Source organism: Sphingobacterium detergens (assembly GCF_003610355.1).
Lineage (GTDB): Bacteria > Bacteroidota > Bacteroidia > Sphingobacteriales > Sphingobacteriaceae > Sphingobacterium > Sphingobacterium detergens.
This window is the reverse complement of sequence record NZ_RAPY01000002.1, coordinates 692,566-706,263: the sequence shown is the minus strand read 5'-3', so window position 1 is coordinate 706,263 and position 13,698 is coordinate 692,566. Positions and strand designations below refer to the sequence as shown.

Sequence of the window (13,698 nt, the reverse complement as noted above, 5' to 3'; positions counted from 1 at the left end):
ATCGCGCGATCAGTAACCTGAGTTTTGTTGTCAAGAAAGGAGTTTTATAATTTATTTTCATCCTTCTTTTGGTTCTTCTATGTATATTAATGCTTTTGTTAATGGACTATTAATGGTATCCGTTGATATTGGGAGTTACAAACAATATAAATCTTTATGCTAGTTAAAACGCTCAAACTTTATGTGCTCAGCATGCTATTGCTGCCAGCAAACATGTTATTGGCCCAAAAGCAATACGATTCCTACAAGGGTCTCGTCATGGCCGGTTACCAAGGCTGGTTTAATAGTCCACAAGACGGCGCCGATCGCGGGTGGTACCATTATCGGGGTAAAAATGGTTTTCAACCCGGATCAACGAATATCGACTTTTGGCCTGATGTCAGTGCCTACCAAAAGACCTACGACAGTCCCTTTATGACCAAGGCGGGCAAACCCGCGAAATTGTACAGCGCCCATGATTATTCGTCCGTCAATCTTCATTTTAAATGGATGAAGCAGTATGGTATTGACGGGGTTTTTATGCAACGTTTTGTTGGCGAAATCGCCAATCCAAGTGGGTTAAATCATTTCAACAAGGTGCTGCAATCTGCCATTCAGTCGGCCAATGAAGCGGACCGCGCAGTCTGTATCATGTATGATCTCAGTGGTATCAAAGATGGTGATGAAAAGATTTTAATGGATGATGTGGCTGCACTGGAGAAGAAATTGGAATTAAAACGGCGCAATAAAGCGCATACCTACCTGTTCCATAAGGGCAAACCACTGATTGCCGTCTGGGGCGTAGGTTTCAACGACGGCCGCAAGTATAACCTCAAAACAGCCGAACGCATTGTCAATTACCTCAAACAAAATGGCTACAGTGTGCTATTGGGTGTTCCAACCTACTGGCGCGAACTTCGCCAGGACACCGAATCTGATCCCTTCTTACACAATTTGATCAAAAAGTCCGACATCATTATGCCCTGGTTTGTCGGCCGTTATAATCAAGCCGGATTTGACCAGTTCAAACCTTTGATTCAAGCCGACATGGACTGGTGCAAAAAAAACAAGGTAGACTATGTTCCGCTCTGCTTTCCGGGTTTTTCCTGGACCAATATGACCGGAAGTTCTCGCGCCTTTGTACCACGTGACTCGGGCAACTTTTATTGGGAACAGCTACAGCACAATCTTTCTATTGGTGCCGAAATGCTCTATATTGCCATGTTTGACGAGGTCGATGAAGGTACAGCCATATTCAAAACCCTGCATCAAAAAGATGTTCCACTCAATGGAGAAGGCTCATTTGTCGGAATTGAAGATAATTTACCTAATGATCATTATCTTTGGTTAACGGGACAAGCTGGCAAATACCTGAAGACTAAAACCGCAGCCCCCGTTACGCAACCAAAAAGAAACTAAAAGATGAATAAAAAATTTATAAACAGTACACTCCTGGCACTCCTATGCTTTACCCAAAGTCAGGCACAACAACAGAAAAACAATGCCACAGCTGCTAGCCAACGGCAACAAAAGATAGATCAATTCTGGACCGACCGAGCGCAGATTAAACCCCTGGAAAAACTTTCTGTTGCTCCACTAAGCCTTGTGTATACGCTTCCGGCGAAGGTCTGGGAGGAAGCCTTGCCCCTGGGTAACGGACAGCTTGGCGCCATGGTCTTTGGGGGAGTTGCCGATGAGCGTATCCAATTTAACGAAAGCACATTATGGGCCGGTGCGCCACAGGATCCCAATAACCCAAAAGGAAAAACCTACCTTCCACGTATCCAACAATTGCTCTTTGAAGGAAAAAACAAGGAAGCCGTCGAACTGGCTGATAGCACGCTGATGGGCATTCCAAAAAGGATTAAGCCCTATCAATCGCTGGGTGAATTGTGGCTCGATATGCCGCATCTCCAGGTTGAACAATATCAACGTTCCTTGGACCTGGAGACCGCCATACAGCAGAGTAGTTACCAATATAAGGGCATAAAATACACGCGTGAATCCTTTATTTCGGCACCGGCCAATGCCATGGTCATTCAGTATAGTGCCAACAAAAAGCAGGCACTGGACCTGAACTTCAGCTGGAAGCGTGCCCAGGATTTCGCTTGTCTTACAGATCCAAAAGATCCCAGCCAATTGCTGCTTCAAGGCCAGATCGGACAGTCAGGCAGCGAAGGCGAGAAGGGTACCAAATTTTCTGCTATTGCAAAAGTTTTTCTTAAAGGCGGCAGGCTGACCAACACGGCTGGCCGGATAACAATTACAGGTGCCGATGAGATCACGCTACTAATCACTGCAGCAACAGATTATCCGGGTTTAAAACAGATCAGTTACCCTGCAAAAAAAACTGGCATAGATCCGCTGGTAAGTTGTCGTGAGACAATGCGCACATTGGCAAAATCGGATTATCAACAGTTAAAGCAAGCGCATATTGCGGATTACCAGCATTTTTTCAAACGTGTACAGTTGGATCTCGCCGATGCGGAGCAGCAAAAATGGAAGCAGGTTCCCACGGATTCACTGATTAAGCTCACACGTGGACAACAACAGATTCCAAGCGCACTGATCAGCAAGTTTTTCCAGTTTGGCCGCTACCTGTTGATCAGCAGCTCGCGCCCAGGGCATATGCCGGCAAACCTGCAAGGTCTATGGGCCTGGCAGATGGACCCGCCCTGGAATGCCGATTTTCATACCAACATCAATTTGCAGATGAATTATTGGCCTGCGGAACTAACCAATCTGTCCGAATTGCATCAGCCCCTCTTTGATCTCACTTCGGCCCTGATTCCCTTTGGTGAACGCACAGCACGTACCATTTATGGTGCCCGGGGCTGGGTAGTGCACCACCTTACTGATGCCTGGGGCTATACCGCTCCGGCGGATGGTGTACAGGGGATTTGGCCTATGGGCTCGGCATGGCTAGCGCAACATCCCTGGGAGCACTATAGCTATACCGGCGACCGTCAGTTTCTGAAAGAACAGGCTTATCCCATTATGAAAGGTGCCGCCCGCTTTATATTGGATTTCATGATACAGATTCCTTCTGATAAACCGTTTGCAGGATACTGGACAACCAATCCTTCCCATTCTCCCGAAAACAGTTTTATCTTACCTTCAGGTGAAGTATCCAGTTTTACATATGGTGCTACGATGGATACGCAGATTATCCGCGATCTGCTACAAAACTATATTGAAGCGTCGACCTTGCTCGACAACGATCCAGACTTTAGGCAAGAATGCCAGGCAGCCCTACAAAAACTGATCCCTACACAGATCAGCAAAGAGACGGGACGGATTATGGAATGGATCGAAGATTATCAGGAAACGGAAGTGAATCACAGACATACCTCACATCTTTTTGGGCTACACCCGAGCAATCAGATCTCCATTGCCAATACACCCGATCTAGCCGAAGCAGCAAAGAAGACCTTGCTGAGCCGGGGTGATCATGGCACTGGCTGGAGCCTGGCCTGGAAAATCAATATGTGGAACCGCCTGCATGACGGTGAACATTCCTACAAGTTGCTTTACAATCTTATCAGTGAAAAGACCCTACCCAATTTATTTGACAATCATCCACCTTTTCAGATTGACGGCAATTTTGGTGCTACAGCTGCCATCGCCGAAATGCTCCTACAGAGTCAGGTACGCGATAAAAACAACAATTATTTAATCGAATTGTTACCCGCTTTAAGCAAACATATAAATAAAGGCAGTATCACTGGATTGAAAGCACGCGGCAATATCAGTGTCAATATCCAGTGGAGCAATGGTGTACTTGAAAATGCCGAACTTATCCCAAGCAAAAATGGACCGATCTGTATCAGTTATGCCGGTAAGCAGATCCAAGTGGAAGGAATCAAAGGAAAATCTATCCAAATTACATCCCAGATGTTTTAGCTTGAGCAAGCTTTATATGCAACAAAAATGAGCTAAGGAAATAGTTTAACGAAAAAGGTCCTTTGGTCAATTGACCAAAGGACCTTTTATTAAGTAGCGGCTCTATCAGTAATATAATAGTCATAAACCAGCAGCGTATCAGCTACCGACAAACAAAAAGAGCGATTTTAATTTGCCCAGTTTTTGTTCGCTTTGTCGCCCAAAATGAACTCAAGTGTACCGCCATTTAGGATTTCTGCATGCTTTAGCTCTGTGCTATTCAATGGTTTTCCATTCAGCGTAGCCGATTGGATATACTTATTTTTTGCTGAAGCGTTTTTTCCGATAATCACAAAAGATTTTCCATTTGGCAGGCTTAGCGTTGTTTTCCGGAAAAATGGTGACCCAATGCTATAGGATGCCAGTCCCGGTGTAACGGGATAAAAACCCATCTGCGAAAAGACCACAAAGGCCGACATACCACCGCCATCTTCATCTCCCGGTACCCCCATCAGGTCATTTCTAAACCACTCGCCGATCAGTTTATGGATGCGTTTTTGTGTCATCCAGGGTTGTCCAGCGTAATTATAGAGGTACGGAATATGGAGGGCGGGCTCATTGGCCATCGAAAACTGACCAACATTTCCTGTATGATCTGGCAGTTGCGCATAAAAATCAAATTTGGAACGTCCTAATGGTTGTTGAAACATTTCATCCAAATACTGGACAAACAGCTGGTTGCCACCCATCAATTTAATCAAATCCGGTATATTGTGCTGTACATCCCAACGGTAGATCCAGGCGTTATTTTCACCATAATACTCCCGGGCTCCCTGTCCTCCGGCGAAAACATAGTCAAAAGGCATGATAAAATTACCTTTTTCATCTTTGGGGTGGAAAAATTTAGTCTGTTCGTTGAACAGATTTCGGTAATTGAAAGACTGCTTCATAAAAAGCTCATAATCCGCTTTTATACCCAATTCGTTCGCCAGTTGCGCGAGACACCACAGGTCATAAGAAGTACCGAGGGTAACCGCTACCGGCTGACGTCTCTCGAAACCATGTACCTCGGGATAAATCTCCTTTTCACCTGGGTGCAAAGCCGGGATATATCCCTTTTCTTTAAAAAAGTCATCCATTTTTCCCGCCGGCTTATCCGACCATGGCGCTAAGGTTTTTTCCGTGATCGCTCCTTTTGCTGCGAGATACGCTTTCTGTATATCAAAACCACGAATTCCCTTGCGATAGGCATCCAGCAAAGTTGCTACGCCGTGGTTGGAGTTCATCCTTCTACTATCCCCGGTGATTTCCGGAAAAGTTGGTAACCAGGGTTTGTCCATCTGCTCCGACATCCGCACAAAAGAATTGAGAATATCCGACTCCGCAGCTGGGTCCAGCAAAACGCGTAAAGGATGATGCGCGCGGTACGAATCCCAGATCCAATCGTCCGTAAAAAATGGTTTACCTTCGTCCGAATGCACCTTGCCATCAAATGCGCTAAAATAACGACCACCTTCGGAAATATTAACCGGACGCTCATAAGTGCGGTACAAAGAGGTATAAAAGACATTTTTATCCGATTCACTCTCACCTTCGACAGCGATCTTTCCAAGTGCTTGATTCCAGATTTTACGGCCATTTTCCGCTAATTTCTCTTGATCAAAATCAGCAATCTCCCGGTTTAGATTAACCTTAGCCTGTGCGGCATCGATAAAGGAAACACCGTACTTCATCTTTAAACCGGCCCCTGCCTTATCAAATTGCAAGATGAGACAGGCATTTCTGCCTTTTGCACCTGTACCTTTTTCCAGCTGTTTTCCCTGGAGTTTACTCACCACACTCGGCTTGATCTCAGGAACGGCATAGATATACACACGTGTGCCATTACCAATTTCCTGACTGCCTGAAAGGGCTTGTCCATCCCAATTCAATTCCCCGTCACGCGAATTGAATTGCAGGTATTTTGTCGCTGTGCCTGGAAAAGTAAACGTGTACATACCCGACTGATGCGACAGCGCATAATCTACTTTAATATCCTCCTGGTCTAACACAACAGCATAGCGATAAGGCTTAATCTCTTCCTGATCATAACTGTACAACTGCACAGGTTTAAGCTCCTTGGGCAACTGTAGCATTGGGCTCAGATTAAAAGCTGAAGATCCACGGTGGCTCGTAACAATAAGTGGAAGACCATAGAGGCGATCCGAGGTAAAATCCCCTCTCTCGGGATAGACCCGCAGGATGCTGTTCGGCAGGTGAACAGTCGGATAAGTGGGCACCAATAAATGACTGATATTACCCATATATGGATTCACATAGTCCACAAAGTCTTTCGGCTTTTGGGATTGGGAAAAACCTTTTAGCAAAAAGATAGACAAAAAAGAAAAACAACAGACTGTCCGTAGAAAGGTTTTATGTTTCAAATTGATATTCTTGTTTAGCATTCTAAATTATTAAGTGATTAATGGTTTAAGGGCAAAACATTTGTTTCGCCCTTAAAGTTAATTTTTTTTGATCACATTTATTGTCTCAGCTTCCATTATTTGGGCCCTGTTAAAAGTCCGGTCTGCTTTACTTTTTTAATGCTACCGTCAGCATTATACTCCAGGCGGTCTACGCAGATCGAACGCAGCCAATCATTGAACTCACCGTTTTTTTGCGAAAGTTCACTATTATGATAAAAGGCATACCACTTGTCTTTAAACTTAACGATCGAGCCATGGTTAGTATAGCTGTTTGTCGGCTCCATATAAATCCCCATCGATTTCCATGGGCCCAGCGGACTATCGCCAATCGCATAGCGCATGCGATTGTCACCTTTGACACCATCTTTCTGGTTATCATCGTGGTTGTCGGAATAGGAAAGATAATATTTCCCCTTATACTTATGTATCCAGGAAGCTTCATGGAAGTCTTCCAGTCCTTCCATTTTTTGCAGCTGACCATCCACTTCCATCATGTTATCTTTGAGCTTGCCCGCTTTGCACACACCGCCCCCACCTTGATAGAAATATGCCTGACCGTCGTCATCAATGAACACATGTGGATCAATTAAGGCATCTGCTCCGGTCACATACCCCTGGACGACAAAATCTTTTGCGGGCGACTTGCTGGTGGCAACCCCAATCTTCCAGGTTTTGTTCCATTCGGTACCACTGGGATGCGGGAAATAAAAATAGTAGGTCCCATTGCGAAAAACACAGTCCGGAGCCCACATAAATCCGCCTTCTTTCCTACCCCAAGGTACTTGCGACGCACGTAATATTTCACCATGGTCGGTCCAGGTCTTCATATCGGCAGTTGAAAAAACGTGGTATTGATCCATCAGATCACAACCCTGTGGTGGGGCAATATCATGGGATGCATAGACATACAGGCGACCATCCGCCCAAACCCGTGCGGAAGGATCTGCGGTATACATATGCTTGATAAAAGGATTCTCCTGCGCCTTCAGATGCGCGGTAAAAAGTAATGACATGCCCAATAGGCATCTGGAACCGGCTTTGATTAATTTATTCATCTTCATATTATTTTGTTCACTAATTGTTTTATCATGAAATCATTCCTGCTGAAACAGCCTGTTCAATAGCAATTTTGATCGGCTATCCGCGTTGACCTCTTATCAAGTAAACGCTCCTCCCCACGGAGGAACTTTACCTGGATATCGCAGCGATGATCATCAGCTGCTATTAAGGGACCTTGATCACTTCGATCTCCGAATAGTTAAATTTCTCGTACGTGTCACGAACTTTTGCCCCCATTCTGACATAATAGGTGTATCCCGATTTAAGTGGCAGGTCGTTGATGGTATATGTTTCCGTACCTTCTCCGGTCTGCATATCACCGATCTCGGACCAGTTTTTATTGATCAATGTCCGGTATTCATCTTTGTAATAAGCATCAATCCGATTTCCCGCGCCACAGTAAGGTGTCAAACTCAGGAATGGGCGTACTTCGATGACCTGCGGCAACCCAGCCGTAACCGGAGCCGTCAGTGAGCAGGATACATCCAATTTATTTTCAGCTTTCAAGGTCCATTTCACATTTTTAATCTGTAAGTAAGGTGTCACCTCAAAATTCTGTTCGGCAGAGGCCCCCAATTGAAAGCCTTCGATTTTTTCAGCAGGCCAAAAGGGTCCACCGTAGGGTTGCAGCGTGTAGGTAGCCTGAAAAAGTTTGCTGTTGCTGTATGAGCCATCTTGCCTGACGGCAAGATCCTGTGGCGCCGGATTGTCGCTCCAGCTGGTTTCCAGCAGGCGGATGCTAAATTCGCCCTGGCCTGTCAGCAACGGCTTTTTGGTCACCTTATCCATCACCTGACCCTGCATGCTAGCATTGGGGCCATCGTAGTTATCTGTTTTTGCACAGGCATTCAAAAAAAATAGGCCTGCCAAAGCTGTATATAAAAATAGCGTTCTCATTGTCGTTCATTTAATAAATGGGGTTCTGCGGATATAGATTGGGGTTTTTATTCAATTCCCCGCCCGGAATAGGTTCATAATACCATTTCTTCTCAAAGTTGAAGGTTTTGTTCCAAGGCTCCTTTTCACGGATAAAGATAAAGGAGTTGATGCGTTCACCATTGGGTGCATACTTCAGTTCATCCAGCACAAGGTAAGGCATGAGTGAATTGGGCACAAAGTTGTTGAGCTCCACATCGGCGATACGCCACCTACGAATATCCCACCAATGGTGATTTTCAAAACAAAGTTCACGCTCACGTTCCTCACGGATAAACTGGAGATTACCGTCCAGAGGATATCCATATTTGCCCGATAGGTTAGCCGCGGCACTATTGTAGTGATAAGGCTTTGCTCCGGCACGGTCCCGAATTTGGGCGATATACTGAAAAGCTTCCTGTTTGAGTGTTTCATCGTTTTTGATCAGACCTAGTTCGTAGGCAGCTTCGGCCTTGTTCAGCATAATTTCGGCCAGCCGGAATATTTTCCAGGGCTGTGTACTGTTGTATAGCTTAACATCCTTGGTTGACATTTTATAATTGATGTATTTACGGATATAAAAGCCTGTGCGGGTGTTGTTGGCATGCCCATCTTTCCACATACCGTGCTCGCCAGTGATATTGATCTTGGTGCCATTGAAATCGAACAGGCTATTTTTGGGTCCGGCGAGGATCCGGTTTGACTCGCTGTTGATCGCTGCGGTTCCCGAGCCCATCTGTGCATCGGCGGCCTTTCCCGGAAAAGTTTTATAGAGTCCACGCTGAATGTCAAAAGCACGGCGCTCGGCCCCCTCGCGCAATTCCATTCCCGAAAAGTAAAAAGTAGCCCGCTGCCGTGGTTCGAGCTCCGAATAAAGTTGTTTCCTGTCAGAGTAACGAATGGGTTTACCTGTCGCATCTGTGATGGGCAGCTCACCAAAGAGTTCCACAATATTCAATACGGGGTATGCCGCAGACTCATTGTCACTCGAAAAAGTCGGATTGGGTAAATGCGTGGCATCATAGCTGTGCTTAAGCCGATTGTTGTGCGGTGCAGTGAGGCTGTATTCTTTGATAAGAATATCTTCGGGACTATCCAGATCCAAAAATAGGTTGACATAGTTGAGTTCCTTGTCTTGAGCGTTCTTATTGTACAAGCTATAAGGTCCGGTCAGCACAAGTGTTGCGGCATCGTAGGCCTGTTTAAAAAACCATTCGGCTTCCTCCCTTTTTATACCGACCAGCTCTTTGTCTGTCGCATCTCCGGCCAGATTGCTATACCCACTGTATTTGGCAATACTGCCGGCATAGAGCATCGCGCGGGAACATAATGCCGCCGCAACATACTTGTTGGCTCGCCCCCGTTCACTCGTTGCGGCCATCAATGTCATTGCCTGCTGCAAATCTTGATAAATAAAACGGTATACCTCAGATTCCTTGCTTCTTTTTACCTGCAACTGTTCTTTATCGCCTGTAGGATCCTGTACCTCGGTGATAATCGGTATTCCACCGTATCGCTTGACTAAGGCAAAGTAATAGAAAGCTCGCAGAAAATAGGCTTCGCCCAAAATTTGGTTATATCCAGGCTCCGTATAATTCGCTTTATATTTGGGCAGACCGGCGATCAAGGTATTAACATTCCGTATGCGGTCGTAAGGCCAGTATCCAAAGCCCTGCGCACCCGCTACGCCCCAAAATTGCCCCGTCATCTCGCCGCTCATAGCAGCCAGTGTTTCCGAATTCTGCCAATAGTTATCCCATCTAAATCCACGTTCCGGATGATAGACAAAGTCTTCTATGGGTAAGTAGCTATACATTCCGGCCACGTATTTACGTGCACCAGCCTCGTTTCCAAAAAGAGCATCCTCACCCAGTACCCCAAGCGGATCTAGGTCCATTTTTTTACAGGATTGCATCCCCGAACACAGGAAAAGGCCAATGATTGCCATCGTGATTGATTTTTTCATGTTTTGTACGTTTTGAAATTAAAATTTAATGGATGCGCCCAGGTTATACGTTTTATTGATCGGGTATTTGTACACATCAATGTCGCCAGATGATGAGCCGCCAGCAGATCCGGGATGCTCAGGATCGGTATATTTCAACCCTGTCCAGGTCAGCAAATTATAGGCACTGGCATAGATCCGAAGGTTCTTGATTTTAAGTATTTTGAGCCACTCCTTGGGTACGGAATACCCGAATTCCAATGTTTTCAACCGCAGGTACGATGCATTTTGTACCGCACGGGTTCCTTCGGCCATCGCTGAGCCTGTCGATGGGTAGTATCCCTGGATCCACTGTGTACTTGGATTAAAAAGATCTGCTCCAGCTGTTGCTGGACGCCAACGATCCAAAAATTGCGTCAATGCGCCACCGTCAAACTGGAGCGGTCCGGCCAGCACCTCGCTATATTGGACGTATACTTTCGCTGCCCCCTGAAAGTTCATGGCCAGGTCAAAACCGCGCCATGAGCCGCCAATACTAAGCCCATAATTGATCAAAGGCATATTGTAAGTTGCAATGGGATGGTTATCCGCATCATTGATCAGCCCATCACCATTCCAGTCCTGATAATAGTAATCACCAGGGAGTGTACCACTGCTGACCATAGTCGGGTGACTATAGATCTGTTCATAGGACCCAAATTGGCCTGCATATTCTTTCCCCCACCAGATGTCTTTATAACGGTTGGAATTACGATTGCGCCAGTTATCGTATGAATTTCCGGCCTTGGATTCGACACGGTCCACAAACTGATTTTTTGTTGATGAAACCTGTGCATTCACAAAATACTGGAAATCATTTATTTTATTACGATGGGTCAAGGATAGTTCGTAACCAAAGGTCCGATCGCTTTCCAGATTTTCCTGCGGAAGATTTGCCCCTACTGTCCCCGGAATAAGATCCAGGCTCGTCGCCAATAATCCTGTACGACTACGGTTAAAATAATCAAATACCATCCCCAGTTTTCCGTTCCAGAGATCAAGATCCAAGCCCAGATCAGCTGTTTTGGAAGTATACCAAGTTAAGTTTGGATTGGGGATCGCGGTCGGCAATGCACCATTGACAAGATTACCGCCAAAAATCCAACCTGTTTCATTGGGTTCTAGTGCGTACCCCACGATAGTCGATGGATAATTTCCTGCCGAACGGTCATCTCCCAGCTTACCATAGGAAGCCCTGATTTTTAAGTTATTGATAAATTTATAGTTGTCTTTAATAAAAGACTCCTCACTGATCCGCCAGCCCAAGGAAGCGGCAGGAAAAAATCCCCAGCGGGATTCTTTCGGAAACTTAGAGGACCCGTCGTAGCGAAAGCTGAATTCCGCGAGGTATTTGCCCGAGTAATCGTAATTGAATTTGCCCACGAGCCCCCTTGCGGTTCGCTCCCCGATTCCCTCCATATTGGCCAATTGGTTTTTGTCTTCCCCGGCAAAAAGGTATTCGGAATTGACCATAATCTCCCGTTGTGCGTAGAAGCTATCCCACTTATTATATTCTTCAACAAATAAAAGTAAGCCGGATACCTGATGCTTATCCGCAAAACGACGGTTATAATTCAGGGAAAACTGCATTAAGGAATGTGTGTCCGGATAGGCACTTCGACGTACTGTTGTAGGCGCATTCTTTTCATGTGCATTATACTTTTCGGGTGTAATGATCTGGCCATTCCCATCGTAGACCGGTGGTGTATAGCTATAGAGGAAGTACGACTTTTTATAATCCGTATTATCACTATATTTAAAATCGTAGTTATAGGTTGCCTTGGCATTCAATCCCTCCACAAAAGGTACTTTATAGTCGAGCGCAATAATACCATTGAACTGTTTTCGCAGAAATTTGCGGTACCCCGTCTGTTTCGAGTCCGTCACAACGACCGGATTTTCATTGTCTATCATCTCAAAATTGGGATAGAGCAGGTTATCGTTGACGTAAATGGGCACGATTGGACGCTGCCGCCAGGCCTGCTTATAGACCGCCCAGATATCCGTGCGCGGCTGGTTTGTTTCATCCGCATAGCCACCAAGATCGAGCGAAGCCCGGAGGCGGTCGGTAATCTGCGCATCAATATTTGATCTAAAATTCCAGCGGTTGTAATTCAGGCTTTTACTTTTGTAGGCCCCCATCTGATCCATATGCCCCAAGTTGAAAAAGTAGTTCACTTTCTTACCACCACCATTGATGGACAAATTGTGCTGATACTGGGGCGATACTTTATCAAAAGCGGCATCGACATAATTGGATGTCTTTTTTGCACCGCTGCGGTATGCTTCGAAGTCCGTTTCGCCAAAGATATTGGGCATCTTAACCGGATAATTGCTATTAAAATCACGGCCTATCTGTTCGTTTTTAAGCTGCATATAAGCCAGTGCATCCACTGTATTGGGGACATATAAAAACTTCTGCCAACCGCGATTGTAAGAATAATTTATTTCGAAGTTTCCATCTGCACTGCTCCCCCTTCGGGTGGTAACCAGGAGCACCCCATTTGCCGAACGTACCCCATATACTGCCGCCGAAGCATCTTTGAGCACCGACACACTTTCAATCTCATTGGCATCCATACGGGATAAGTAGTCTTTGTCACGGGGAATACCATCCACCACTATGAGTGGTTCGCCCATGCCACGGATATCGATATTCGATTCAAAGGACCCAGGCTGACTCGATTGTTGGCTGATACGTACACCCGGAAGCTTTCCGGCAAGCATATTAACCACATTTTCATTTTTGGTTACCGCAATTTCCTTATTATTGACCGAAGAAATAGCCCCGGTCAATGAGGCTTTCTTTTGCGTACCATAGCCCACCACCACGACTTCTTCCAAGCTGGTATTGTCTTCGTTGAGCAGTACATCCATGAGCCGTTGTTGCCCGACGATCATTTCAGTTTTCTGATAGCCCACATACGTGATCTGCAGCCTATCGCCAGGCATGGCATTTATTGTAAAGTGGCCTTTACTATCTGAAGAAGTTGTCTGTCCCGTCCTGAGATCGGTAATTGAGGCACCAGCAATCGGTTTGTCATTGCGGGCTTGCACTTTACCTTCTATCTGCTGTTGCTGCGCAAGCGTAGCAAGCGGCGCCAGCAACAACAGCGAGGACAAAGCCCATTGTCGGGGATACTTACCGACTTTGTGCCACGGCAAAGGTCTTTCATTAAAAATGAAGTTTGTTTTCATAAATTGTTTTAAATTGGTTATTAAATGCTATAAAGGTTTATTCGACGTAATGGGCATGCCTATCTCAAGCTGTCCATAGCCATTATTCCTGTAAGAAGAATGCAGAGTTTTTTTTCGCTTTCATTGGATTGGTTATTAAGTACGAAAACGAATATATTGGAGCAGGGTATAACAGATGATTAACAGAATATTAATAAAGCTCACAAACGCTCATTA

The 13,698-nt window shown here is 45.5% G+C and carries 7 protein-coding genes; 2 read left to right on the top strand and 5 right to left on the bottom strand.

The features are described 5' to 3' along the window. The first annotated feature begins 156 nt into the window (after positions 1-156). Positions 157-1,398 (top strand): glycoside hydrolase family 99 protein, encoded by a 1,242-nt coding sequence (locus tag DFQ12_RS15005; RefSeq protein WP_208642560.1) that lies wholly within the window; start codon positions 157-159, stop codon positions 1,396-1,398. Between the two features lie 3 nt (positions 1,399-1,401). After that, positions 1,402-3,882, top strand: coding sequence for a glycoside hydrolase family 95 protein (locus DFQ12_RS15000; protein WP_120259864.1), 2,481 nt, complete (start codon positions 1,402-1,404; stop codon positions 3,880-3,882). A 167-nt stretch (positions 3,883-4,049) separates the two neighbouring features. Here the strand turns inward: DFQ12_RS15000 and DFQ12_RS14995 are convergent, their stop codons facing one another. The 5 genes from DFQ12_RS14995 to DFQ12_RS14975 form a co-directional block, all read right to left on the bottom strand. Continuing rightward, a complete protein-coding gene (locus DFQ12_RS14995; RefSeq protein ID WP_120259863.1) occupies positions 4,050-6,305 on the bottom strand; it encodes a GH92 family glycosyl hydrolase in 2,256 nt (751 codons plus the stop codon). Positions 6,306-6,400: 95 nt separating this feature from the next. Next, the gene (locus DFQ12_RS14990) at positions 6,401-7,381 is read right to left on the bottom strand and encodes a family 43 glycosylhydrolase (protein WP_208642559.1); all 981 of its coding nucleotides are present in this window, start codon (positions 7,379-7,381) and stop codon (positions 6,401-6,403) included. A 169-nt stretch (positions 7,382-7,550) separates the two neighbouring features. Further along, complete coding sequence (locus tag DFQ12_RS14985; RefSeq protein WP_120259862.1) at positions 7,551-8,282, bottom strand: DUF3823 domain-containing protein; 732 nt, start codon at positions 8,280-8,282, stop codon at positions 7,551-7,553. A 10-nt stretch (positions 8,283-8,292) separates the two neighbouring features. Continuing rightward, positions 8,293-10,266, bottom strand: a complete 1,974-nt coding sequence (locus DFQ12_RS14980) for a RagB/SusD family nutrient uptake outer membrane protein (protein WP_120259861.1) — start codon at positions 10,264-10,266, stop codon at positions 8,293-8,295. Positions 10,267-10,284: 18 nt separating this feature from the next. Then, entirely contained in the window at positions 10,285-13,482 is a 3,198-nt protein-coding gene (locus DFQ12_RS14975; RefSeq protein WP_120259860.1) for a SusC/RagA family TonB-linked outer membrane protein, read from the bottom strand. Positions 13,483-13,698 lie beyond the last annotated feature (216 nt).